Origin of the sequence: uncultured Martelella sp. (genome assembly GCF_963677965.2) — a bacterium.
Taxonomy (GTDB): domain Bacteria; phylum Pseudomonadota; class Alphaproteobacteria; order Rhizobiales; family Rhizobiaceae; genus Martelella; species Martelella mangrovi.
Genome location: NZ_CAXXFM010000001.1, coordinates 1,820,001 through 1,843,862 on the forward strand (window position 1 = coordinate 1,820,001; position 23,862 = coordinate 1,843,862).

Annotated in this window: 19 protein-coding genes, 1 tRNA gene and 2 rRNA genes (1 of these 22 cut by a window edge); 5 read left to right on the forward strand and 17 right to left on the reverse strand. The window is 60.4% G+C overall.

The window, feature by feature from the left end; translation table 11 throughout:
• The 3 genes from ACHZCU_RS08650 to ACHZCU_RS08660 all read left to right on the forward strand — a co-directional run.
• Positions 1-2,347: ribosomal RNA gene (locus ACHZCU_RS08650) — 23S ribosomal RNA — on the forward strand (it extends 601 nt beyond the left edge of the window).
• Positions 2,348-2,738: 391 nt separating this feature from the next.
• Positions 2,739-2,854: ribosomal RNA gene (gene rrf, locus ACHZCU_RS08655) — 5S ribosomal RNA — on the forward strand.
• Between the two features lie 192 nt (positions 2,855-3,046).
• Positions 3,047-3,123, forward strand: a tRNA-Met gene (locus ACHZCU_RS08660).
• A 178-nt stretch (positions 3,124-3,301) separates the two neighbouring features.
• Here the strand turns inward: ACHZCU_RS08660 and ACHZCU_RS08665 are convergent.
• From ACHZCU_RS08665 to ACHZCU_RS08730, 14 genes are all read right to left on the reverse strand, one after another.
• Positions 3,302-4,306, reverse strand: a complete 1,005-nt coding sequence (locus ACHZCU_RS08665; protein ID WP_319518440.1) for a sugar ABC transporter substrate-binding protein — start codon at positions 4,304-4,306, stop codon at positions 3,302-3,304.
• Between the two features lie 56 nt (positions 4,307-4,362).
• Positions 4,363-5,337 carry an ABC transporter permease gene (locus tag ACHZCU_RS08670; RefSeq protein ID WP_319518441.1) on the reverse strand — a complete coding sequence of 325 codons (975 nt, stop codon included), beginning with the start codon at positions 5,335-5,337 and terminating at the stop codon, positions 4,363-4,365.
• Entirely contained in the window at positions 5,330-6,853 is a 1,524-nt protein-coding gene (locus ACHZCU_RS08675) for a sugar ABC transporter ATP-binding protein (protein WP_319518442.1), read from the reverse strand. Before ACHZCU_RS08675 ends, ACHZCU_RS08670 begins: the two co-directional genes overlap by 8 nt.
• A 76-nt stretch (positions 6,854-6,929) precedes the next feature.
• Positions 6,930-7,673, reverse strand: a complete 744-nt coding sequence (locus ACHZCU_RS08680; protein ID WP_319518443.1) for an SDR family oxidoreductase — start codon at positions 7,671-7,673, stop codon at positions 6,930-6,932.
• Between the two features lie 138 nt (positions 7,674-7,811).
• Entirely contained in the window at positions 7,812-8,696 is an 885-nt protein-coding gene (locus ACHZCU_RS08685; RefSeq protein ID WP_319518444.1) for an amidohydrolase family protein, read from the reverse strand.
• Positions 8,693-9,898: a VWA domain-containing protein gene (locus ACHZCU_RS08690; protein ID WP_319518445.1), complete on the reverse strand. Its 1,206-nt coding sequence runs from the start codon at positions 9,896-9,898 to the stop codon at positions 8,693-8,695. The genes ACHZCU_RS08685 and ACHZCU_RS08690 overlap by 4 nt, the downstream gene beginning before the upstream one ends.
• Positions 9,895-10,755, reverse strand: coding sequence for an AAA family ATPase (locus tag ACHZCU_RS08695; RefSeq protein WP_394706040.1), 861 nt, complete (start codon positions 10,753-10,755; stop codon positions 9,895-9,897). Before ACHZCU_RS08695 ends, ACHZCU_RS08690 begins: the two co-directional genes overlap by 4 nt.
• A gap of 23 nt (positions 10,756-10,778) precedes the next feature.
• Positions 10,779-11,795 carry a molybdopterin cofactor-binding domain-containing protein gene (locus tag ACHZCU_RS08700; protein WP_319518446.1) on the reverse strand — a complete coding sequence of 339 codons (1,017 nt, stop codon included), beginning with the start codon at positions 11,793-11,795 and terminating at the stop codon, positions 10,779-10,781.
• Positions 11,795-13,186 carry a molybdopterin cofactor-binding domain-containing protein gene (locus ACHZCU_RS08705; RefSeq protein WP_319518447.1) on the reverse strand — a complete coding sequence of 464 codons (1,392 nt, stop codon included), beginning with the start codon at positions 13,184-13,186 and terminating at the stop codon, positions 11,795-11,797. The genes ACHZCU_RS08700 and ACHZCU_RS08705 overlap by 1 nt, the downstream gene beginning before the upstream one ends.
• Before the next feature lie 11 nt (positions 13,187-13,197).
• Entirely contained in the window at positions 13,198-13,701 is a 504-nt protein-coding gene (locus tag ACHZCU_RS08710) for a (2Fe-2S)-binding protein (protein WP_319518448.1), read from the reverse strand.
• Positions 13,702-13,757: 56 nt separating this feature from the next.
• Positions 13,758-14,564 (reverse strand): FAD binding domain-containing protein, encoded by an 807-nt coding sequence (locus tag ACHZCU_RS08715; RefSeq protein ID WP_319518449.1) that lies wholly within the window; start codon positions 14,562-14,564, stop codon positions 13,758-13,760.
• A 264-nt stretch (positions 14,565-14,828) separates the two neighbouring features.
• A complete protein-coding gene (gene sufU / locus ACHZCU_RS08720) occupies positions 14,829-15,260 on the reverse strand; it encodes a Fe-S cluster assembly sulfur transfer protein SufU (RefSeq protein ID WP_319518450.1) in 432 nt (143 codons plus the stop codon).
• A 41-nt stretch (positions 15,261-15,301) separates the two neighbouring features.
• A complete protein-coding gene (locus tag ACHZCU_RS08725) occupies positions 15,302-15,745 on the reverse strand; it encodes an SRPBCC family protein (protein WP_319518451.1) in 444 nt (147 codons plus the stop codon).
• Between the two features lie 102 nt (positions 15,746-15,847).
• Positions 15,848-16,681, reverse strand: coding sequence for an AraC family transcriptional regulator (locus tag ACHZCU_RS08730; RefSeq protein WP_319518452.1), 834 nt, complete (start codon positions 16,679-16,681; stop codon positions 15,848-15,850).
• Positions 16,682-17,199: 518 nt separating this feature from the next.
• Between ACHZCU_RS08730 and ACHZCU_RS08735 the strand changes: the two genes are divergently transcribed.
• A complete protein-coding gene (locus ACHZCU_RS08735; RefSeq protein WP_319518453.1) occupies positions 17,200-18,234 on the forward strand; it encodes an XdhC family protein in 1,035 nt (344 codons plus the stop codon).
• Complete coding sequence (locus ACHZCU_RS08740; protein ID WP_319518454.1) at positions 18,231-19,874, forward strand: molybdopterin-binding/glycosyltransferase family 2 protein; 1,644 nt, start codon at positions 18,231-18,233, stop codon at positions 19,872-19,874. The genes ACHZCU_RS08735 and ACHZCU_RS08740 overlap by 4 nt, the downstream gene beginning before the upstream one ends.
• 566 nt (positions 19,875-20,440) lie before the next feature.
• Here the strand turns inward: ACHZCU_RS08740 and ACHZCU_RS08745 are convergent.
• From ACHZCU_RS08745 to ACHZCU_RS08755, 3 genes are all read right to left on the reverse strand, one after another.
• Entirely contained in the window at positions 20,441-21,604 is a 1,164-nt protein-coding gene (locus ACHZCU_RS08745) for a mandelate racemase/muconate lactonizing enzyme family protein (RefSeq protein WP_319518455.1), read from the reverse strand.
• A gap of 118 nt (positions 21,605-21,722) precedes the next feature.
• Entirely contained in the window at positions 21,723-22,622 is a 900-nt protein-coding gene (locus ACHZCU_RS08750; protein ID WP_319518456.1) for a LysR family transcriptional regulator, read from the reverse strand.
• A 69-nt stretch (positions 22,623-22,691) separates the two neighbouring features.
• Positions 22,692-23,624: a LysR family transcriptional regulator gene (locus tag ACHZCU_RS08755; RefSeq protein WP_319518457.1), complete on the reverse strand. Its 933-nt coding sequence runs from the start codon at positions 23,622-23,624 to the stop codon at positions 22,692-22,694.
• Between the last annotated feature and the right edge of the window lie 238 nt (positions 23,625-23,862).

Here is a 23,862-nt window from a genome sequence, read left to right on the forward strand (position 1 = left end):
CCACGCTCCAAGCCTAAGTACTCGTGCATGACCGATAGCGAACCAGTACCGTGAGGGAAAGGTGAAAAGCACCCCAACAAGGGGAGTGAAAGAGAACCTGAAACCGGATGCCTACAAACAGTCGAAGCCCGCAAGGGTGACGGCGTACCTTTTGTATAATGGGTCAACGACTTAGTGTATCTAGCAAGCTTAAGCCGATAGGTGTAGGCGCAGCGAAAGCGAGTCTTAATAGGGCGAATTAGTTAGCTGCATTAGACCCGAAACCGAGTGATCTAGCCATGAGCAGGTTGAAGGTTGGGTAACACCAACTGGAGGACCGAACCCGCATCTGTTGCAATAGATTGGGATGACTTGTGGCTAGGGGTGAAAGGCCAATCAAACTCGGAGATAGCTGGTTCTCCGCGAAATCTATTTAGGTAGAGCGTTGAATGAATACCTTCGGGGGTAGAGCACTGGATGGGCTATGGGGACTCACCGTCTTACTGATCCTAACCAAACTGCGAATACCGAAGAGTACTGTTCAGCAGACACACGGCGGGTGCTAACGTCCGTCGTGAAAAGGGCAACAACCCTGACCTCCAGCTAAGGTCCCCAAGTCATGGCTAAGTGGGAAAGGATGTGAGGATCCCAAAACAACCAGGATGTTGGCTTAGAAGCAGCCATCATTTAAAGAAAGCGTAACAGCTCACTGGTCTAAATAAGGGTCTTTGCGCCGAAAATGTACCGGGGCTCAAGCCATGCACCGAAGCTGAGGATGTGGATTTATCCACGTGGTAGCGGAGCGTTCCGTAGGCTGATGAAGGGAGACCCGTGAGGGCTCCTGGAGGTATCGGAAGTGCGAATGTTGACATGAGTAACGATAAAGAGGGTGAGAGACCCTCTCGCCGAAAGACCAAGGGTTCCTGCTTAAAGTTAATCTGAGCAGGGTTAGCCGGCCCCTAAGACGAGGCGGAAACGCGTAGTCGATGGGAACCACGTTAATATTCGTGGGCCAGGCGGTGGTGACGGATTGCACAAATCGTACATTCTTATTGGATTGAGTGTGCGGTGGAGCGGTTCCAGGAAATAGCCCCGTCGTGAGACCGTACCCGAAACCGACACAGGTGGTCAGGTAGAGTATACCAAGGCGCTTGAGAGAACTGCGTTGAAGGAACTCGGCAAATTGCACGCGTAACTTCGGAAGAAGCGTGACCTCTTTGTACGCAAGTATTGAGAGGTGGCACAGACCAGGGGGTAGCGACTGTTTATCAAAAACACAGGGCTCTGCGAAGTCTTTAAGACGACGTATAGGGTCTGACGCCTGCCCGGTGCTGGAAGGTTAAGAGGAGATGTGCAAGCATTGAATCGAAGCCCCAGTAAACGGCGGCCGTAACTATAACGGTCCTAAGGTAGCGAAATTCCTTGTCGGGTAAGTTCCGACCTGCACGAATGGCGTAACGACTTCCCCGCTGTCTCCAACGCAGACTCAGTGAAATTGAATTCCCCGTGAAGATGCGGGGTTCCTGCGGTCAGACGGAAAGACCCCGTGCACCTTTACTATAGCTTTACACTGGCATTTACCAAGACATGTGTAGGATAGGTGGTAGGCTTTGAAGCGCGGACGCCAGTTTGCGTGGAGCCATCCTTGAAATACCACCCTTATCTTCGTGGATGTCTAACCGCGATCCGTTATCCGGATCCGGGACAGTGTATGGTGGGTAGTTTGACTGGGGCGGTCGCCTCCTAAAGAGTAACGGAGGCGCGCGATGGTGGGCTCAGAACGGTCGGAAATCGTTCGCTGAGTGCAATGGCATAAGCCCGCCTGACTGCGAGACTGACAAGTCGAGCAGAGACGAAAGTCGGTCATAGTGATCCGGTGGTCCCGCGTGGAAGGGCCATCGCTCAACGGATAAAAGGTACGCCGGGGATAACAGGCTGATGACCCCCAAGAGTCCATATCGACGGGGTTGTTTGGCACCTCGATGTCGGCTCATCGCATCCTGGGGCTGGAGCAGGTCCCAAGGGTTTGGCTGTTCGCCAATTAAAGCGGTACGTGAGCTGGGTTCAGAACGTCGTGAGACAGTTCGGTCCCTATCTGCCGTGGGTGTAGGAATATTGACAGGATCTGTCCCTAGTACGAGAGGACCGGGATGGACGTATCTCTGGTGGACCTGTTGTGGCGCCAGCCGCATAGCAGGGTAGCTATATACGGAATGGATAACCGCTGAAGGCATCTAAGCGGGAAACCAACCTGAAAACGAGTGTTCCCTATCAGAGCCGTTGTAGACGACAACGTTGATAGGCCGGGTGTGGAAGCGCAGCAATGTGTGAAGCTTACCGGTACTAATCGCTCGATCGGCTTGATCGTTCTCATTGTTTATGTTTATCGCGAAGCCTTCGGCTTCACGATCAACTTTATGTCCTGACGCTGTCGCGGCCTTTGGCCGCTGCGCTCCGGACGGGCCGCTTCGCGACGCAGGCAAGCTGCTGAGGGTCGTCCCTCGACAGGCATTGTGACTGCTGACTGACGAAGCGCCAATACAACAACAGACCTCACGACCTTGTTCGTTCCATACTCTTGCAGAGCAAGGGAAAAGGACCGAAGCCCAAAGGCTTCGCAAGCGCGACTGCGCGTCCGAGCTTATGCGAGGCGCCCGCGCAGGGCAGGCCCTGAAAGGGCCGGTACGCCCGTGAGCGCAAACAAATCTGAGGACAAAACAACTCTTCCAGCTTCTCGAAAACATGCTGCATTTGGCTGACCTGGTGGTTATGGCGGGGTCCTTAACACCCGTTCCCATTCCGAACACGGCCGTGAAATGCCCCAGCGCTGATGGTACTTTGTCTTAAGGCACGGGAGAGTAAGTCGCTGCCAGGTCTGCCAAATGCAACATCGTTTATGTGTTCACGCCAATGTGGCCTGCGGCCACGCTGCACACGGCGCGCCGAACTGTCGGCGACGCGCAGTCGCGCTGAGCAAAGAATATCTTCTCAAAACAATCAAACGGCGACTGCCGATACCAAGCCGCCGATAAGGCGGCTTTTTTGTTGCCGGAATACACAAGCATAACGCGGGGTGGAGCAGCCCGGTAGCTCGTCAGGCTCATAACCTGAAGGCCGCAGGTTCAAATCCTGCCCCCGCAACCAAATTTACTTATCCGATATATAAAAGCCCCGATCGGTGAAAACCAGCGGGGCTTTTGGCGTTCTGGCGGCAAAACACCCGTCGGAAGGTGTAGGAGTCCACGCCCGCCATGAAGGCTAGTTGTTGATTCCTCCACCACCGTTTGGGCGGCGGAGGAATTGTCGTTGGTTGTCAGTCGAACTATTCCTGTCCGGGCGCCGGCACGACGGGTTCGGCAAGTGGAAGCTCCAGCCATTCGGTGACCTGCTCGGGCGTCGGGTCCCAGGGTTGCGCCTCGTCCATGTTGTCCATGGTCACCAGAAGCGACGGGGCTTCATAGTAGTGTCCCGGTTCGACCTCGCCCGCAGCCACGCCCTTGAGCAGTCGGTAGGCCATCACGGAGGCGCTTGAGGGCGGGTTGGCATAGGATACGGCGAGCTTGCCCTCCTTGATAAGATCGAGACCATAGGGGGCGCCGTTCGTTCCCGACGCCAGAAGCACCTCGCCGGTCTTGCCGGCGCGCTCGATGGCAATCGATGAACCGACGGCCATGTCGTCGTTGTGAACGTAAATGGCCTTGAGGTCCGGATGCGCTGTCAGGATTTGCGAGGTCGCATCGAGCGCCGTTTGCCGGTTCCAGTCGCCCGGCACCTCGGCCACGACCTCTGCCTTGGACCCGGAGTTGGCAAGTCCGGTCTTGAACCCCTCGGAGTAAGCCTCCGCATCGCCGCGCCCGAGCTTGCCGCTGATAATGGCGACCTTGCCCTCGGGGACTTGCTCGCCGATGAACTCACCCACCGGGATGCCGAAGGTCGGAACATCAATCTGCATGAAACCCGCCACCTTGTCGAGCAGCGCGGGATCGTAACCGTATTCGAAGAAGATCGGCACATTGGCGCGTTGCGCCTGAGCGATCGCCGCCTTCTCAGAAGAGAGCGAGACCGCATAGATCAGGATGCCATCAACCCCGCGGGTGATGGCATCCTGAATATTGGCCAGCTCCTGGGTCGAGTCGTTGTTGGCATTGTAGGTGACAATGTCGTCACCAAGCGCCTCTCCTGCCATCTGCACGGCTTCCATCCCGTACTGGTAGAACGGGTCCGGCCCAGCGCGCATGAATGCGAAGGTCTCCGCATTGGCGTTGGACGCAACCGTCAGGGCGGCGACAGATGTCGCAATCGCCAGTTTTAACCTATATCCTGTCATTTTCACTCCTCCCGTTAGTCGTGGTTTAGATGGGCCACACGCGATAACGCGCGGCTTCAACGCGACCGCTGCAGGATGACGGCGGCCGTGATGATCAGTCCCAGAACGACGCTTTGGTAGTTCGCGCCAATTCCAAGCAGGTTCATGCTGTTACTGACGAGCCCAAGCAGCAGGACGCCGCCGAGCGTGCCGATCACGGTGCCACGCCCGCCCAGGAGCGGAGTGCCGCCGATCACCACGGCCGCGATCGCTCTGAGTTCGTATCCGGTCCCCATGTTCGGAAGGGCGGAATCGAGGATGCCGGTCAGCACCACCGCCGCCACACCCACCAACAGGCCGTTGAGGGCATAGAGCGCAATCTTCAGACGCCGCACGGGGATGCCCGATAGCCGGGCAGCCTCCTCGTTGCCGCCAACCGCAAAAGCGTAGCGGCCGAGCGTGGTGCTGCGCATCACCAGGAACACCGCGACGAGCGTAAGCGCCATCACGTAGACCGGATAGGGAATGCCGGCCAGCGTCCCAAGCCCGAAGACATCGAACAGGGCTCCGGACCCGTTCACGGGACTGCCGCCGCTGATGATGATGGCGACCCCCTGAAGAAAGGTCATCATGCCCAGCGTGATGATAAAGGGGGTCGCCCGGTTGGTCGACACCAGCAGCCCGTTGATGCAACCGATGAAGCCGCCGGCAAGGATGCCGGCCAGAACGCCGAGCAGGACAGAGCCGGTCGAGGCGATGGTCAGCGCACAGACCAGCCCCGCCACCGAGAGCATGGCGCCCACCGACAGGTCCAGTCCTGCGCCGATCAGCAGAATGGTTTGGCCAAAGGCAACGATACCGAGCGCCGACACCTGGAACAGGATATTGAGAAGGTTGTTGGCGCTCAGGAAGCGCGGATTTCCGACCGCCGTCAGAATAACGATCGCGACGAGTGTTATCAGAAGTGTGTAGCGGCCGACCGTGGCCAATTTGGGCGTTTTCGCCTTTGTGTCGTTTTTATCCGTCATGGAAATGGGTGTGGCATCAGACATGAGCTTCAGCTTCCGTTGACTGGGCTTGGATGGCCGTGAGGAGCGCTTCGGGCGTCAGCCCCACAGGGGTCATATCGCGGTTGATCCGGCCTTCCCTAAGGACGAGAATTCGATCCGCCAGGTCGATCAGTTCCTCCAGATCCGTTGACAGGAAGATGACGCCGGCTCCGGCCGCCGCGAGCGAGCGCAGGTGATCATGGATTTGACGTTGCGCCTCCACGTCGACGCCCTGGGTCGGATCTTCGAGAACAAAGAGCTTCGCTCCGGCAAAGATCGCACGGCCGAGCAGCGCCTTGCGCTGGTTGCCGCCGCTCAGGAACCGGACTTCCTTTTCGGGCGCGCGAGGGTGCAGGTCGAGCCGGTCGGACATCTGCAATGCCTCATCCCGCTCGCCGCCAAGGTTCAGCCAGGAGAAGCGTGCGAGCTTGCCGAGCGCGGCAAGAGAGATGTTGCCGGAAACCGGCATCGGCATCACGAGACCGCGCCCGCGCATATCTTCGGGAATGAACACGACGCCCCGCGTGATCGCCTCCCGGACGGTTGCCGGTGCGAATGGCTTGCCGCCGAATACCATCGTACCGTCGGCACGCGTTACACCGCTGATCACTTCTGCAAGTTCACGCGTACCGCTGCCGACAAGGCCGGTGAGGCCGATGATCTCCCCCGCGCCGAGCGTCAAGGAGATGTCGCGGAGCTTGCCCGGAAGATTGATCGTGCGCAGGCTGAGAAGAACCTGCGGAAACGAGGTCGTTACCGTTTTGCGCACCGTTCTTTCAAGGTCACGTCCGACCATCAGCGAGATCAGGGCCTCCTTGTCGGCCGAGCGGTCTTCCACGACGTGAACCGTGCGGCCGTTGCGCAGCACTGTGATCCGGTCCGAGATCGCGAGCACCTCGTCGAGATGGTGCGAAATATAGACGATGGCCAGCCCCTTCGCCGCCAGATCGCGGATCAACTGGAACAGGAACTCGGCCTGGTTCTTGTTCAGCGCGGCCGTGGGCTCGTCGAGGAGAAGGACTGCGGCATCCTTGTGGACGGCCTTCGCGATGGCCACCTGCTGCCTGAGCGCGATATCCAGATCACCCAGGCGGCTATCGACCGGAACCTGCAGGTTCATCTGATCGAGGAGTGCCTTGGCCTTTCTGGCCATTGTGGCTTCGTCAACCAAACCGAAGCGGGTCCGCGGTTCGGCGCCGAGAAAGATATTGGCCGCCACCGACAGGTCGAGGTGGAGTTCCGCGTTCTGATGGACGACCGCTATGCCGGCCTTTCGGCACGCGAGAGGATCGAGCGACGAATAACGCCGCCCGCCGACCTGGATTTCACCGGCATCGGGTGGCTGCGCCCCGGCGAGGATCTTGACCAGGGTCGACTTTCCGGCGCCGTTCTTGCCGACAAGGCCGTGCACCTCGCCGCGCGCCACGGAAAAATCGACCTCATCCAGTGCCCGGGCGCCAAGAAACGACTTGCATATCCCACGGGCCTGAATGGCCAGGCCTTCTGTACCCTGTGTCACCTGCTCCTCCGTTCGAACGCATTTTTCTGTTCTGATCGTTCCGACTGGTGAAAATAACTGGTTTTCAGAGCCGCAGTCATATCGTCTGCCCGCCATCGACGATGAGTGTCTGGCCGGTCGTGAAGGCGGACTCGTCGCTGGCGAAATAGACTGCCGCTGCGGCCATTTCATCCGGCTCGCCCAAGCGCCCCATCGGTTGACGGGCGATGAAATCGCGACGCGCCTGCTCCGGATCGTCCAGGGCCGCGATGCGTTCGTCAAGCGAAGGGGATGCGGTGGTGCCGGGGCAGAGGGCGTTTACACGCACGCCACTGCGGATGACGTCGCGCGCAACGGCCTTGGTCAGTCCGATCAATGCCGCCTTGCCCGCTCCATAAGCCGCCCGGTTGGGAACGCCCGAGATACTGGAAACCACCGACGAAACGTTGATGATAGAGCCGGACCCGCGGTCGATCATTTGCGGCAGTGCCGCGCGAATGGTGAGGTAGCAGGAGGTGACGTTCTGATCGAGGCTGCGCGCCCAGTCTTCTTCGGAGCAGTCGAGGATCGTGCCGTTGTGGACCCAGCCCGCGCAGTTGAACAGGATGTCGATCCGACCAGCATCGGCGATGGCGCCACGCACGGCATTGGCATCGGTCACATCCAGCGCCACGGTTTCGATTGCCGGTGCAATCTCCGGCAGGTCCGCCATTTTCGAAGCCGTTCGGCTCGCCGCGACGACCTCTGCGCCTTCTTGCGCAAAGGCGATAGCGACTGCTCGCCCAATGCCCTGTCCTGCGCCAGTAACGAACGCACGCTTGCCTTTCAGCCGGGCCACCATCGTTGTACTCCCATCTTGCTCCAGTGTTTCGGCCCGTTGGCCTCACACATCCCGTCTTCTCAACTGCTCGCATGCCGGCTTCGGTGCGGCTGTTTTTTTGAGAAGGATCCCGCCCCGAAGCCAGCCATCAACGGAACGTCAGATCCCGTAGATCCGCTCTGCCGTCGCGCCGAGCACATTGGCGCGCTCCTCATCCGAATAGCGTTCCAGCGCTGTCCGGTAGGCCGCCAGCATGGTCGGATAGTCCGTCCAGAGTTTCTCGATCGGGAAGTTGCTGCCGAACATGCACCGTTCGGAACCGAACATCCCGATACAGTCATCAATGGTGCTGCTGATCAGGTCCTGATCGACCCGGTGAACGAAGGTGCCCAGACCACTGAACTTGATCGCGATATTCGGGTTTTCCGCCAAGAGCGCCATTCCCGACCGCCAGGCCTCCACGGTTTCCGGATCATCGCCCTCCAGCATGCCGGCGTGCACAAGCACGAAGGTGATGCCGGGGAAGTCGCGCACCAGCTTTGCAGCGTTTTCCATCTGGCCGGAGAATACCTGCAGCTCGAACAGCCATCCCATTTCCTCGACATGGGAGAGGTTGCGGCGGAAAGCCGGGTCGTTCATCTGGTCCGGCACAGGCGCGTAGCGGTAAAGCTGGTTCTCGTGCCAGTGGAGCTGCTGGCGGCAGCCACGCATTCGGCTGGAGATGCGCGCTTCCTCCTGCATCACCTCCAGGCAGCTGTCGTCCATCAGGTTGGCCGGCGCGACGATAGCGTGTGGCCACCCCGTACGTTCAGCCAGGTCTTCTACCCACCGAACCTCTTCGATCTCCCGGCCCGGTCCCCAGTTCGGCTGGACATAGACCGCCTTTTCGACCCCTGCCGACTGCGCATCGGCCTTGTATTCTTCGATCGGATAATCACGGCGGATCGGCTCGTAGGGGCCGAAGATGCGCGGCTGCATCGGACCGTTCAGCCAATCGAGGTTCTGTCGTTCCCAGACATGAAAATGGCAATCGACCAAAGTCATAGCACCCTCCCGGTATTGCTTGTGTCGTCAGGCCGCCCGGAAACGGGCACCGGCCTCATCCATCGTGACGCCACGCCGCGGCGCGCGCGTCTTTCAACCTGTTCGTCCAGCCCGGAGATTTCGTCGCAAAGGGCGCCAAGCGTCGCTGCATTGCCGAGCCGGTCAATGGCGCCCAGAACGGCCTTCAGACCGCGCGTTTCCGGCCGAAAGGCCGGGTCGCCCATCAGCGGTGTCAACCAGACGAGCCTGTGTGCGAGCCGGGCCAGTCGCTCTGTCGCCCCTTGCATCGCGCTGATATCGCCACGCTCCAGACCATCCGAAACCACGATCACCAGAGCGCCCCGTGCCAGGGTCTGAAGGCGGTTTTCGCCAAGAAAGGCTTCGAAGCTCGGTCCGATGCGGGTGCCGCCGTCGAAATCGTAGATCACATCCGACAGACGCTGCAGCGCGTCGTCGATATCGCCGCGCGCGAGCGTGCGGGTGACCCGTGTGAGACGGGTGCCGAATGTGAACACCTCCATCTGCGGGGCGGCCTGCATCAGTGCATGCGCACAACGCAGGGCATCGGGGCTCGTGGTCTTCAACGACCCGGACACATCGATCAGCATCAGAACACGGCGGAGACGCAACGGGCGTTTGCGATAGAAGAGGTCAATGATTTCGCCGTCGCTGCGCCGCAGATGCGAAACAACGCGGCGCATGTCCAGCACGCCATGCCGCGGGGATCGCGCCAGACGGCGCGCCCGCTGGCGGGGGAGAACGGACGCCGCCGTTCGGGCGATACGCCGGCAGATCTCACGCTTTTCGGGGCCGGTCTGCGGCAGGCGCCGGTTGGTGAGCAACTCGTCCGGGCTCGCCTGCTGGCCGGTGCCATCATCGCACTCAACTGATGGCGCGTCCCCGGAAGTCGACATCTCGGGCGGTTGATCGCTCTCGCTCTCGTCCGTCTGCTCGACTGTCTCCTCGAGCACCGTCTTTCCGTCTTTGAACCACACACTGAATATCTGGTCATATGTGTCGATATCTTCGACACGGGAGACGGTCGTGATGCGGCCGGTCCAGTACAGATCCTCAACCGACAAAAGGTCAGTGAGCGTCATCGCCCGCAGGAAATCGCTGCGACGGATCAGCGACATTGCGAGGCCGGCATGCGCCAGCGCATCCAGAAACCCGTTGAGATGCTGTTCCGCCCGCATGCTCATGCCATGCTCCCCGGCAGCAAATCCGCCTCGCACATGACATGGGCCAAGTCTTCCTGTTCCTTGACCAGAAGCCCGAGCGAAAGTCGCAGTGCGGTTGGCCAGTCCTCGCCGCTTTGTTCCAACGCCATGGCGCTCATCGCCCATTCGACGCTCTCCGAAATCCCCGGTTGGCGCGAAAGCGGCAGGCTGCGGACATGGCTGACGGCCTCCACGAGCGCGGCTGCTGCATCTGCCTGCAACCCCGGTGCGCGGGCCTTGATGATCCGCAACTCCAATTCGGGGTCCGGCATGTCGATCCAGTGATAGGCGCAGCGGCGTTTCAGGGCGTCGTGCAGGTCGCGAGTCCGGTTCGAGGTGAGAACCGCGATCGGCGGAACGGATGCCGAAATGGTTCCAAGCTCGGGGATCGTGATCTGGAAATCGCCGAGGAATTCCAGCAGGAAGGCCTCGAACTCCGCATCGGCCCGGTCGATCTCATCGATCAGGATGATCGCGCCCTCGGCCTGTCGCAATGCCCGCAGAAGCGGTCGCTCCAAAAGGAAGTCGTGCGTGTAGATATCAGACAACGCTGCCGTCTCGCCTGCGCCAAGGCGCATCTGCAACAGCTGTTTGGGATAGTTCCACTCGTAGAGAGACTGTGCCGCTTCAAGCCCCTCGTAGCACTGAAGCCGGATAAGTTCGCGCCCGGTGATGGCGGCCAGCGCATGGGCAGCTTCAGTCTTGCCGACCCCGGGTTCGCCTTCGAGAAGCAACGGCTTGCCGAGGCTGACACTCAGAAAGATCGCGGTCGCAAGGCCGAGATCGGCGAAATAGCCGACACGCTCCAACTCTTGCTGGACAGCACGGGGGCTGTTCATGGTTGGCAGTGCCGCCTGCATCTTCAGCCCTCCACGGCGCTGTTGCGCGCGATATCGAGTGCACGCAACACCCGTTCGGGTGTAATGGGCAGTTCCTCGACGCGCGCGCCGCAGGCGTCGAAGATCGCGTTCGCGACGGCCGGGATGGGCGAATTGGCCGTCATCTCGCCGATGCCCTTGCCGCCGAACGGCCCGTTCTGGACCGGACGTTCCAGAATGACGCTGGTAACCGGAGGCGTGTCGCCCGGTCCGGGCATCAGGTAACTTGAGAAGTCGGTCGGTCCATGCGACCGGTCGGGATAGTATGGCTCTGTCGTCTCGTAGAGGGCATGGGAAACACCCATCCACGCACCGCCGGCAATCTGCTGATGCACCATGGCGGGGTTGAGGGCGCGGCCCATTTCGTAGACGCTGAAGATCTTCACGATATCGACCACACCGGTCTCGTCGTCCACGGCGACATCGATCACTGTGCAGGCATGTGACTGCGCAGAGTCGGGATCCATCTCGCCGGTTTCCGGAACGGGGTAGCTCCTGGGCTTCAGGAACATGCCGCGTCCGGAGATGGTCCTGCCCTGCTGGAAGTGCGCAATCCCGGCCACATCGAAAATACTGATCTTTTTCTCTTCCGAGCCCTTGAGCTTGATATAGCCACTGCCGTCGGTTTCCAGGTCTGCCGGGTCGACTTCCATCTCCTCGGCGGCCACCTCAAGCATGACCTCACGCGCCTCGCGCGCCGCCATGATGACGGCATTGCCCACCCGGTGCGTGCCGCGGCTTGCGAAGGTTCCCATGCAGTGCGGGCCGGTGTCGGTATCGGCGGTCTCCACCATGACGTTGTCAACCGACAGCCCGAGGACCTCCGCCGCGCATTGCGCCGCGATTGTCTTGATGCCCTGGCCGAGGTCGACCGAAGACAGGGTAACGACGAAATTGCCAGTCGTTGTGGCATGGACAAGCGCCTGCGAAGGATCGCCGCCAAGGTTCATGCCAGTCGGGTAATTTACGGCGGCAAAGCCGCGTCCATAGAGTATGGTCATCACAAGCCCTCCCGCGTCAGAGACGACATTTTCTTGCAGTCCTCGGGCAGGTCGTGCCCGACCAGTTCCGCTGCACGCTGGATCACCTCCACCAGCGCCGCGCCCTCGACCACCTTGCGGTGTGCCTTGATGTCGCCGTCGCGGTAGGCGTTCTTCAGCCGGAACACGAGGGGATCGATACCGAGTGCCCTGGCCTCGCGGTCCATCTGGCTCTCCAGTGCAAAGTCGGCGATCGTCACGCCGAAACCGCGCATCGCACTGGATGGCGTACGGTTGGTGAAGACGCAGTGGCAATCCGCCCAGACATTGGGGATCGAGTAGGGTCCCGGCACATGCGCAGACGCTTTTGTCGTGCCATAGGGCGTGTGGCGCGAATAGGCGCCGGAATCGACATAATAGGTCATCTTCCGGGCCAGGATCCGGCCATCATTGGTCACACCATCCTTGATGTAGATGCGCTCTGCCGCGCGCGGGGAGGATACCTGCATTTCCTCGGCGCGGTCATAGACGAATTTCACCGGCCTGTTGGTCAGCATGGCGCCGATGCAGGCAAGCGGCTCGACCATCACGTCGACCTTGCCGCCAAAACCACCGCCGACGGTGCCGCCGATCACCCGCAACTTGGCGGTCGGCACGTCCAGTATGAGCGCCACGTTGTCGAGCGTGAAGAAGCAGGCCTGGGTATCGGAATAAATGGTCAGGCGGCCATCGCCCTCCGGCTTGACAATGCAGCCCGTGGTCTCGACCGGCGCCTGCTCGATGGGGCGCGACTGATAACGGTGTTCAAAGATCCGGTCAGCGGCCGCGAAACCCTCTTCGACGTCTCCGAAGCGGATGCGGCGGAACGGATGCCCTTCATATTCGAAGTAATTATGGCCATGAACCGGATTGACCAACGGTGCATCCGGTTTCAGCGAGTCTTCGACATCGAACACGGCCGGCAAATCGTCGTAGTCGACACGGATCCGGCTGGCGCCTTCCAACGCTGCCGCCTCGGTTTCGGCGATCACGGCACAGATCGGCTCGCCCCAGTAGCGCACACGGTCTTCCGCCAGCACAGGCTCGTCGTTCGGGCCGACATTGATCAGGCGAAGCACCGTATACCAGTTTTCCGGCACATCCCTGGCGGTGATAACGCGGACCACGCCGGGAACCCGCATCGCCGGCGCGGTGTCGACGGATCGCAGCGCGGCGTGATGGCGCGCGGCACGACAGATCTTGATGTGCAGCGTTCTCGGGAAAAGGTGATCTTCGAAATACTTGGTCGTACCGGTAACGTGGCCGCGCGCATCAAGCCGCGGAACGGTCGCACCGATGACATGCAGGTCGTCCTTGCGCTCGTCGGCGAAGTAGCTGCGATCCAGGGTTTCCGAGGATGATTGGTCGTCCATGTCAGCGCTCCTCACTCTGTGACCAGGGCTTCGGCATTTTTTGCCGAACGCATCTCAGCCGCCGCCACCTTGATCGCGCGGATAATCGGGTGATAGCCGGTGCAGCGGCAGACATTGCCCGAGATGGCTCGCACGATCTCATCGTCAGTGGGGTCGGGGTTTTCCTCAAGCAGCGCTGTGGCCACCATCAGCATTCCGGCGTTGCAGAAGCCGCACTGGGTGGCGAAGCCCTCGACCAGCGCCTTCTGGAGCGGCGAGAGATCGCCGTCCTGCTCCAGCCCCTCGATCGTCCTGACCTGAGACTCGTCCACGGTTTCCACCGGGATGAGGCAGGAGCGCACCGGCTTTCCATCGAGAATGATGGTGCAGGCGCCACAGGTGCCTTCTTCGCAACCGCGCTTCGTTCCGGTCAGTCCAAGCTGATCACGCAGAACGGAGAGCAGGGTTGTTCCGGGTTTCACAAGCAGTTCCTGAACTGCGTCATTGACAAGAAGCGTCACAATCCGTGAGGCCATTTTTTCCTCTTCTGCCGACCTGCGGCCATTTGTCGAAGTGTGGAGCGGTATGCACGTCAGGCGCCGGTCAGAGCCCGGCGTATATGAACCGGGATAACGCGGGCGCGGTACCAGGCGCTGGCAATCGCGTCGGAATAGAGCTCCGTGTCTTCTTCGAAGGCGGCGGCTGCCGCCGTGACATGTTCCGCATCCAGCGGTTTGCCGATCAGCGCCTTTTCGACCGTCAATGCGCGGACCGGGCGTGGCGCGACGCCGCCGAGTACAAGTCTGACCGTGCTGACAAGGCCGTCCTCGATTGTCAGGTGGGCGGCAATCGTGACGATGGCCCCCGAGTTCGACGCTCGCCGCATTGCCTTGGTGAAGAACCAGCTGTTGCGGTCGGGGATATCGAAGGTCACACGCGTGGCAATCTCCTCGTGCCCGACACCTTTGCTGACGATCTCCGCGACGGAGGTCCGGCGCGTGCCATTTTCGCTTGCGACCTCGGCTTCGGCATCAAGTGCCATTAACGATACCGCCAGGTCGCCTCCGTTGGCGGTGAAGAGATTGCCGCCGACAGTGGCGACATTGCGGATCGGCGGCGAGGCGATCGACTCGATAACGTTCGACAACACGGCAAGACGCGGATCGCGACCAAACGCGTCGAGCGTTGTGGTGGCTCCGATGGTGGCGCGACAGCCTTCGACCGTTATCCCCGAGAGACTGAGTTTGCGGAGCGATACCAGTGTATCAAGCACACCGGCCTTGGTGTTGATCTCCGGCATCAGCAATGTCCCGCCGGAGAGGAGCGCGCTGGACCGCGAACTGGCCAGTGCGTCAAAAGCCGCCTTCAGATCCGAAGGAACGAGTACATTATCTAGCATATTCTCCATCCCATATGGCTTTCTCCTGCCATTGAGATCACGTTACAGCACACAAACGCAGCGCGCTTATCGGTCTGTCTGAAGTGCTTATCATTGGGTCGGAACCTTGCGCCGGCGCGTTGCAGGGCCGGTCGGATCAAATCCTGGAGGCCATGGCCCACGGCAAAACGGCAGCCGAGACTTCGACCGCCGTTTCATGGATCACGAAGAAATGCCGCGTGCGATACTGTTGACTTGCGCATCGTCCGGGGGAGGGGCAGGGCCCTAGTCACCGTCCAGCGCTGCCGCCAACGCTTCCCAGGCAAGGAGTGCACATTTGCGCCGGCTGGGAAAAGCCCGGACCGCTGCCAGGACCGCCAGGTCGCCGAGCCCGTCGAGATCTTCGGATCCTGTTCCCGACAATAGAGTCTGGAGGCGTGCGCTCAGGGCGCTGACATCTGCCAGCGTGCGATTTTTGATTGTTTCGGTCATGAGCGAGGCGGATGCGATAGCAATGGCGCATCCCTGGCCGTCAAAGGCGGCATCCTCCACGCGTCCCCGGCTATCGATGCGCAGCTCGGCGATGATTTTATCACCGCATAGCGGGTTTTGCGCACCTGCGCGATGCGTCGCGCCAGTCAACGAACGGCGGTTGCGCGGCCGCCGCCCGTGATCCAGGATTGTTTCCTGATAGAGAGTGCTCAAAGCGTCGGTCATCAAAACTGAAGGGCTCTAGAACCTCCCTCCGTCCAAAAATATCAGGACGCGCTGGCAAAGCGTTTCTTCAAAGCGTCGAACCCGCCCTGGAATACGTTTTTACCCATGCCGGCGGCCTCGGCCTCCGCTTTCTCGGGCGCGCAGTCGAAGGTTGCCGTCCATTGGGCAAAGCAGCGGTTGCCGTCGGTAACCGGGAACAGGCGAAGCGTCGACTTGTGGTTGGTAATCGGGGCCGGCGTCTGAAGGATGGTATAGGAGAAGTAATACTCGTCCTCGGAAAACGACAATAACTTCTCGCGCAGTTGCGCGCCGGAGACGAGTTCGAAATTTCGCACACAGCCGATCTGGTCGGGCGCAAGACCGTCCTCGATGTGGCTCTTGACCATGCGCGGATGCCAGTCCGGCAGACCATTGAAATCCCGAATCACGGCCCAGACTTCGGAAGCCGGTGCATCAATGACACTTGAAACGGTGACAGTAGGCATAAGAAATAAATCCTCGGATTGTTTGCAACCGACACCATTCTAGCGATGAACGCGGGCGGGACTTATCGCTGCGTCGGATGTACCAATCGCTCAGTCTGGAAACTACGCGACCATGGAGCGCGCCGCAGACCGGTAAACCGCAGGCGGCACGCCGACATGTTCGCGAAAGAAGCGCGAGAAGTTGCCCTGGGACGTGAAACCGAGATCCAGAGCGATTTCCGTTAGCCGGTCCTCGCTGCACTGGACATGGCGCAATGCCTCCTCCATCAGAAGCATGTTCCAGAAAACGTTCGGCGTGACGTTCATCTGTTCCTTGAACAGCGCGAAGAAATGCGGTCGGGATAGCCCGACATCCCGCGCAACCTCGTCGAAGCGGATCCGTTTGGTGACGTTCTCGTTCATCAGCTCGATAGCCTTGCGGATGCGGAAGTCGCGCGCGACCGGTACCGCCACCGGCCGGTTTTGACACTGCCGGTCCGCTTCGGCTGCATCGAGGACCTGATCGATGAAGGAAATGATCTCGAAAAGCTGGATATGGCTCGCCCCGTTTCCATCGACCAGCCGCTCGACCATCTGGATCGCTATATCATGCATGCAGGGATCAAGCGGGATTGCCGGGTGGGCGAAAAAGGCCGCGTTTGTATTGAGACAGCGGCGTTGCCGGATCCAGTCGGGATCGAGATAAAAGGCAAGAAAAATACCGCCACTATTCTGCGGCATCAGGTTGTGGTTGTGCGGCTCGAAGGAGTTGACGCCAACGGCCATATTCCGGGTCGGTACGACCTGTCGCTTGCCGATCGTCATCTCTCCGGCCTCGCCGTCCAACCACATAATGAGGTGAGCGTCCTGGTGGGCGTGCGTGACAAGATCGCCAACGACGTTTCGGATCGACAGGTGTCCGAAATCCCCCTGATAAAGAACAATAGCTTCGCGCATCTCCATCCCCTTTTTGACCTTGTCGTCAGGAGTTCGGGCTACGTGGCTTAATGTGTCTCGGGCGCCAGTTTCTTTGGCTCTCCGCGCAGCGACATGCGGTCAGGTTCGTCGCAGACACGCTCACGCGCCTGCGCCATCCCGCATGCTTACGAAAACTCCTCCCTTTTCAGGCCTCGCGACAACGCACAAAGCCCCCACCAAAGATCGCCGACAGTCTTCTCCTCGCCGCGATTGCTTTGGTGGCTAACGCCAGTTGGCGGAAATAAAAATTACCTCTTGGCGAGGTCCAAAGCAATACAAAGCGGCGGTTCGATTAGCCGAAAACCAAAGATTCAGACTGAACGATATTTGATCCCACTGAAGGATAAGCGGTGTGAAGAGAACGAATTATTGTCTCAGACGTCGACCTCCTGCACCCCGGTCAGACGAGAACTTAGGCTGCAGGCCAGCTTACCTGTTTCGTTCGGTTCTTCGTTCGGTTCAGGGAAAATCGGCGAACAGTACATGAAGGCCACGTGATGAATGACACCACTACCGTTCTCTCCGAAGCCCTTGCCTGGTCAAAGGAAGGGCGTCGCGTTGCCCTGGCAACCGTCGTCTCCACATGGGGGTCGTCGCCCCGCCCGGTCGCGTCTCACCTGGCCGTGGATGAGGAGGGCCGGTTCGTTGGCTCGGTCTCCGGCGGCTGCGTCGAAGGCGCGGTGATCCAGACCGCCGGAGAGGTGATCGAAAATGGAGAACCACGCCTGCTGAAGTTCGGCGTCGCCGACGAAACCGCCTGGGAAGTGGGGCTTGCCTGTGGCGGCACCATCGAAGTGTTCGTGGAGCGCCTTGCAGACGCGGAATCTCTCTCCACTCTGGTGAACGATGCGTCCGGCAGTGACGTGGCGGCGCTTGTGACGTTGGTGCCGGAAGGGCAGCATTGCAGGCTTCTCGCGTCCGGGGCAGAAAAAGGCGACCTCATCCTCGACAGCCAGGAGCACGCAGGGGTTGCCAATGCAGTAGAGTCTTCGCGTAGCGGCTTTGTCGACGGGCCCTCCCGGCGGCTTTTTGTCGAGGTCTGGGAGCCGCCGCTCCGCCTGATCGTGGTCGGTGCTGTTCATATCACCCAATACCTTGCGCCGCTTGCAGTCCAACTCGGATACGAGGTCACGGTGATCGACCCGCGATCCGCCTTCGCATCGGCCGAACGGTTGCCGGAGGTGACGCTGATCGACGTCTGGCCCGACGATGCGATCGCGACGCTTCGCCCTGACAGGCGGACCGCAGTGGTCGTGCTGACCCACGATCCGAAGTTCGACGACCCGGCCCTCATAGCCGCGCTGCAAACGCCGGCATTTTACATCGCGGCGCTCGGTTCGCGCCGCACGCACGCAAAGCGTCTGGATCGGCTGACATCCGCAGGCTGCGATGCCGCGGCTCTCGGTCGGATCAATGGACCGGCGGGGCTTGATATCGGTGCCCGGACCCCGCCCGAAATCGCCCTGTCGGTGGTCGCCGAGATGACGGCGCAGCTCCGCCGTCCCGCTACAAGCATCGAGGGTTCGGTATGAAATTCGAAACGGTTCCCGTCGCCACGGCGGATGGCGCAATCCTCGCGCATTCGCTGCGCCTTTCTGATCTGACCCTCACCAAAGGGCACGCGCTGTCTCAAAGCGATGTCGACGCGCTGGCGGAAAGGGGGTTTGAAGAGATCACCGTTGCCCGGCTTGAGCCCGACGACGTGCGTGAGGACCTTGGGGTTACACGCGCTGCTGCAGGTCTCGCCGGTGCTGGCGTTGTCGCTGCCCCCGCCCATGCCGGGCGGGTCAATCTCCACGCGGACGCGCATGGTCTGGTGCAACTGGATGCGGACGCAATCAACGCGCTCAACGCGATTGACGAAAGCATCACCATTGCGACGCTCTCCCCTCAGGATACGGTTCGGCCCGGCGACGCGATCGCCACAATCAAGATCATTCCCTTCGCGGTAACCGAACGCACGCTGCAGGCATGGGACCGGGCAGCGCGTGCCATAGAGGTAACGCCTTTCGTTCACCATCGGGTGTCGCTGATCCAGACCCTTCTTGGCAAGACGAAGCCCTCGGTTCTGACCAAGACCTGCAATACGACCGCGCAACGGCTGGAGCTTCTGGGCAGCACCCTGGTCGGCGAGGTTCGGGTTGCGCATGAGACAACCTCGGTTGCCGATGCGATCACCGCGCGCCTTGCTGCCGGCGACGAGCTCGTGCTCATCTGCGGTGCCTCGTCCATCGTCGACCGCAAGGACGTGATCCCGGCGGCGATCGTCGCGGCGGGTGGAACCGTTGAGCACTTCGGCATGCCCGTCGATCCGGGCAATCTCCTGCTTCTGGGCCGTGTGGGACAGGTGCAGGTGATCGGCCTGCCGGGCTGCGCACGCGCGCCCAAACTCAATGGCATGGATTTCGTCTTGCGCCGTCTCATGGCGAAGCAGCCGGTCACGGCGCAAAGCATCCAGGGGATGGGTGTCGGCGGTTTACTCAAGGATCTGCCGGAACGGCCGCTGCCGCGTGCCACGCTTGCCCGGATGCGGGACGCCGCCCGCCGGGCAAAAGATCGGTCGCCTCATATCGGCGCAATCATTCTTGCTGCCGGACAATCGAGCCGCATGGGGTGCAACAAGCTGCTGCTTGAACTTGATAAGCGCCCCTTGGTACGCCACGTCGCCGAGGCGGTTGCGGGAGCAAAATTCCACCAGGTCGTTGCTGTCGTCGGGCACGAGGGGGATAAGGTTCGCGATGCCCTGTCCGGCCTTAATCTCGATGTGGTCGAGAACGAGGATTACCGGGATGGACTGTCCACCTCGCTGCGGCGGGGGATTGCGGCTCTGGGGGATGATATCGATGCCGTGATGGTCTGCCTCGGCGACATGCCGGATGTGGACGTGGAGCTCTTCCGGAGACTGTCAGGTGCGTTCGATCCCGACGAGGGACGCGCAATCGTCGTTCCGGTGCGCGCGGGCAAGCGCGGCAACCCGGTGCTCTGGGGGCGACAGTTCTTTGCCGATCTTGCCAGCCTTGGCGGCGACGTCGGCGCACGCCATCTGATTGGCCATCATGCCGAGTGGGTGGCGGAAGTGACCGTCAAGGACGATGGGATATTCACCGATCTGGACACGCCTGAAGCGGTTGTCCGATGGAAGACCGGTCAGCGCAGAGCTGCACCGGATTGACGTGGTGGGCCTTGTCGCAAATTTCCGGTTAACACCATTTGGGACTTCCCCTTCAAAAGTGGAGGGGTTCGGCTAGAAAAACTGACAGGAAACTTCGAGTTGAAGCCGCGAGAATTTACAGAAGGTTTGAAACAGGAAACCATCGTTGATTGGAACTTATATGGGTACGTTCGGCGAACTTGAGGAACTTGTTGGGCTGGCGCGCGACGGCAAACTTTCGGCAATACTTGTCTGGCATCGGGAAATGTCATGTCTTTGCGATTCTCTTTCCCGGCTGAAGCAGGGAAGGTCGTCGGCAGAATCGTGCTTTCGCCTTAAGTTGTTTTTTCCGTGCGGAGCAAAAAGTTCTATCGGATGACACTGCTCAGGAAGGAGATATGAACTTTCTCACCCGGGTGTCGGAAAGACCCGGCCTATTTTGCAGGTGGCAGCTGCAGGATCGGTATAGCGGCGGGCGACGAGGTCCGGCTCGCGTTTCATCATCATGCCCATCCATGAAAATGAAATAGAACAGCAAAGAGGTCGCGAAGGTCCTTCCATTTCTTCAAGCCGGTGGTCATGCGCTGTCAGGCGGCGAGGTCGTGCATCACGGAAATCAGGTCCGACTTGCCCTCAAAGCCGATGCCGGGCAGGTCGGGCATGGTGATGTGGCCGTTGTCCACTTTTACCCCATCGGGAAAGCCGCCATAGGGCTGGAACAGGTCCGGATAGCTTTCATTGCCGCCCAGTCCAAGGCCGGCGGCGATATTGAGCGACATCTGGTGGCCGCCATGCGGGATGCAGCGTGACGGCGACCAGCCCGACTGCTCCAGCACATCGAGTGTGCGCAGATATTCGACGAGGCCGTAGGAAAGCGCGCAGTCGAACTGCAGCCAGTCCCGGTCGGGGCGCATACCGCCATAGCGCAGTAGGTTGCGGGCGTCCTGGTGCGAAAACAGGTTTTCCCCCGTGGCCATCGGGCCGGGATAGAATTCCGCCATTGCGGCCTGCAATTGATAATCCAGCGGATCGCCGATCTCCTCATACCAGAACAGGGGATAGTTTCTCAGCATCTTGGCGTAGGCAATGGCGGTTTCGAGGTCGAACCGGCCATTGGCATCGACGGCAAGCTGTGCCTCGCCGTCGATTTCTTCGAGTACGGCTTCGATGCGGCGGCGGTCTTCGTCGATTGACGCGCCGCCGATCTTCATCTTGACGACAGTGTAGCCGCGGTCGACATAGCCGCGCATCTCCTGGCGGAGCGCCGTGTTGTCGCGACCCGGATAGTAGTAGCCGCCGGCGGCATAGACGAAGACACGCGGATCGGCCTCGACGCCCTTCATTTCGGCAAGCAGACGAAACAGCGGCTTGCCGGCGATCTTCGCAACCGCATCCCAGATGGCCATATCCAGCGTGCCGACGGCGACGGACCGTTCGCCATGACCGCCCGGCTTCTCGTTTTTCATCATCGCGTCCCAGATCCTGTGGGGATCCAGATTGTCGCCGGCGTCATTGACGAGGCTTGCGGGATCGGCTTCCAGGATACGGCTGCGGAAGCGCTCGCGGATCAGCCCGCCCTGACCGTAACGGCCGTTGGAGTTGAAGCCATAGCCGACGACGCGGCGGCCGTCGCGATCCACATCGGTGACCACGGCCACGAGGCTCGCCGTCATCCTGCTGAAATCGATATAGGCGTTGCGGATCGGAGACGAGATTGATTTGGTTGTTTCCCGGATATCGACAATGCGCATCGAATGGTGGCCTTCTTCCTGTGTCCCGTATTGGCGAGGTGCGGGAAAAAGAATAGCTGTGCCGGACGGCGCTTCACCAATGCCAGTTCCTTAACGATGTATGCTAAATTTGCATAAATCAGGGCGCGAAGTTCTGAACTTTTTCCCAGAAGCTTTCTGAATGTTTCGAGAGTTTCGAGCGTGGCCGGTAGATGACGATTTCGACCGGTATGTCCTGATCGGGATTGGCGGCGCGGACGAGTTCTCCCTGCGCCACGGCGGTTTCGGCCAGGGATAGCGGCAGAAAGGCGACGCCGTGGCCCTCCTTCGCCAGTTCCAGATTGGCCGCGGCCAGAACCGAACTCATGCTTACCGAGAGCGCAGGCCGACCGTGCAGGGACCAATGGTGTTCCAGAATATTCCTGATACCGGACGGGTTGCCATAGGCGATGAACGGAACCGGGCCTTTCGCGTGGCCGAGATGCCATCGCGGGCGGCGCTTGGTATCGGGCATGCAAAGCGGCACCAGGCGGTCATGGCCGATGACATGGTGACGGAACTGCCGTTCGGAAAGCCCGAAGGCTGCGGACCTGTCCCGGTGGCAGACAAGGAAATTGGCTTCCCCGCGCAGCATCGCGCGAACGCAGGGCCCCTGCGTGTCCGATATCATGTTCAGCGTTCCGATCCCGCTCGGGCCGATAGCCTGCATCAGCCATTTGGGGACGAAGGTATAGGAGAGCGCGTGGGTCGCGGCGAGGTTCAGGCCGGTCTCGGCAAGGCCGGCGATTTCAAGCGCCTCACTGCGGGCTTCGGCGAAAAGCCGCACAATGGCGTCGGCGCGCGGCTGAAAGGCCGTTCCCGCCGGCGTCAGCGACACGGACCGGCTTGTGCGCTGGACAAGTTGGGTGCCTATGACGTCTTCGAGGGTTTTTATGCGGCGGCTGAAGGCGGGCTGCGTCAGGTTGCGCGCTTCGGCGGCGCGCGAAAAACTCTTTTCCTTGGCAAGCTCGATAAAGTCCTCCAACAATGCGAGGTCCATGGTCTCCTCCCGATTTTCTATGCATGTTGTGCATGCTTTCCCGGAGGTTGACCTGTTTGCGGGCGGATTTCAAGCTTGTAGCATTGCGCGGTCGATCTGCAACGGCGTGACCTTGTTGACGGCCCTGATCTCGTCGCCGAGAAAATCGACGAACAGGCGGACCTTGGCCGTCAAATGGTGGCGTTGCGGGTAGACGGCGGTGATGTTTGCGGTCTGGATATAGTGCGGCAGGATGATTTTCAGGCGATTTTCCCGCACATGCCGGGCAATGTCCCATTCCGAGCGCAGCATGATGCCGTGACCGCCCAGAAGCCAGTCGCGCGCGGTTTCGCCATCATTGGTGCTGAGCATGCCATTGACCTTGGCCGACGGGTTTTCACCGCCGCGAGCGTCGAAGCGCCATACGTCGTAGATATCGTGTTCCTGACGCAGGACGATGCAATTATGCTGACGCAGGTCGCGCAGCGACTGCGGCTCGCCGTGTTTTTCAAGATAGGATGGCGTGGCGCACAGGAAGCGGCGGTTTCTGTGGAGCATCCGCATCACCATCTGGCTTGCCTGAGGCGTGCCGAAGCGGATGTTCAGATCGAAGCCTTGCTCGACGATATTCAGCGGCGCATCTGACAGAACAAGCTGAAACTCCACATCCGGATAGATTTTCGTGAAAGCCGATATGACAGGCGCGATATAGGCCCGGCTGAAACCGAAGGTCGAATTGATCCGCAACAGTCCCGACGGTTTGTCGCGCGCCGATGTCAGACTGTTTTCGAGATCCTCGATCTGCCCGAGAATACGGGCCGCCTTGTCGAAATAGGCCTCGCCTTCGCCGGTGAGGCTGACGCGCCGTGTCGTTCTGTTCATCAGCCGCACACCCAGACGGCTTTCCAGCCTTGCCAGCCGGCGGCTGACGGCAGAGGCCGAAAGGCCGAGTTCCCGGGCTGTTTCGCTGAAACTTTCCCGGCGGGCCAAAAGCACGAAAAACGCCAGATCGCCTTCGTTCATTTTTGAATCCAGTGCAATAATGATGTTCTTTCAATGAAATTAACAAATGCAAATAAATAGTCTACCGTCCAATTTCCGGTCGTGTCGTGGGGAGCGATCGTCCGGTGGTTGTTGTCGGTGACGTCTTGCCAGTCGTATCGGCGCGGGAGGAGAGCACGGGATCGGGTTTCCGGTTCATACCCTTTTTCCTCGAAGGCATGACAGGCAGCGCGCTGCAAACCGGTCGGAGCGGAAAACC

Coding starts and splice junctions, on each gene's coding strand:
- ACHZCU_RS08665 (WP_319518440.1), bottom strand. CDS start 4,306: ATGACAGGATATAGGTTAAAACTGGCGATTGCGACATCTGTCGCCGCC.
- ACHZCU_RS08670 (WP_319518441.1), bottom strand. CDS start 5,337: ATGTCTGATGCCACACCCATTTCCATGACGGATAAAAACGACACAAAG.
- ACHZCU_RS08680 (WP_319518443.1), bottom strand. CDS start 7,673: ATGGTGGCCCGGCTGAAAGGCAAGCGTGCGTTCGTTACTGGCGCAGGA.
- ACHZCU_RS08685 (WP_319518444.1), bottom strand. CDS start 8,696: ATGACTTTGGTCGATTGCCATTTTCATGTCTGGGAACGACAGAACCTC.
- ACHZCU_RS08690 (WP_319518445.1), bottom strand. CDS start 9,898: ATGAGCATGCGGGCGGAACAGCATCTCAACGGGTTTCTGGATGCGCTG.
- ACHZCU_RS08695 (WP_394706040.1), bottom strand. CDS start 10,755: ATGAACAGCCCCCGTGCTGTCCAGCAAGAGTTGGAGCGTGTCGGCTAT.
- ACHZCU_RS08700 (WP_319518446.1), bottom strand. CDS start 11,795: ATGACCATACTCTATGGACGCGGCTTTGCCGCCGTAAATTACCCGACT.
- ACHZCU_RS08705 (WP_319518447.1), bottom strand. CDS start 13,186: ATGGACGACCAATCATCCTCGGAAACCCTGGATCGCAGCTACTTCGCC.
- ACHZCU_RS08710 (WP_319518448.1), bottom strand. CDS start 13,701: ATGGCCTCACGGATTGTGACGCTTCTTGTCAATGACGCAGTTCAGGAA.
- ACHZCU_RS08715 (WP_319518449.1), bottom strand. CDS start 14,564: ATGCTAGATAATGTACTCGTTCCTTCGGATCTGAAGGCGGCTTTTGAC.
- sufU (WP_319518450.1), bottom strand. CDS start 15,260: ATGACCGACGCTTTGAGCACTCTCTATCAGGAAACAATCCTGGATCAC.
- ACHZCU_RS08725 (WP_319518451.1), bottom strand. CDS start 15,745: ATGCCTACTGTCACCGTTTCAAGTGTCATTGATGCACCGGCTTCCGAA.
- ACHZCU_RS08730 (WP_319518452.1), bottom strand. CDS start 16,681: ATGCGCGAAGCTATTGTTCTTTATCAGGGGGATTTCGGACACCTGTCG.
- ACHZCU_RS08735 (WP_319518453.1), top strand. CDS start 17,200: ATGAATGACACCACTACCGTTCTCTCCGAAGCCCTTGCCTGGTCAAAG.
- ACHZCU_RS08740 (WP_319518454.1), top strand. CDS start 18,231: ATGAAATTCGAAACGGTTCCCGTCGCCACGGCGGATGGCGCAATCCTC.
- ACHZCU_RS08745 (WP_319518455.1), bottom strand. CDS start 21,604: ATGCGCATTGTCGATATCCGGGAAACAACCAAATCAATCTCGTCTCCG.
- ACHZCU_RS08750 (WP_319518456.1), bottom strand. CDS start 22,622: ATGGACCTCGCATTGTTGGAGGACTTTATCGAGCTTGCCAAGGAAAAG.
- ACHZCU_RS08755 (WP_319518457.1), bottom strand. CDS start 23,624: ATGAACGAAGGCGATCTGGCGTTTTTCGTGCTTTTGGCCCGCCGGGAA.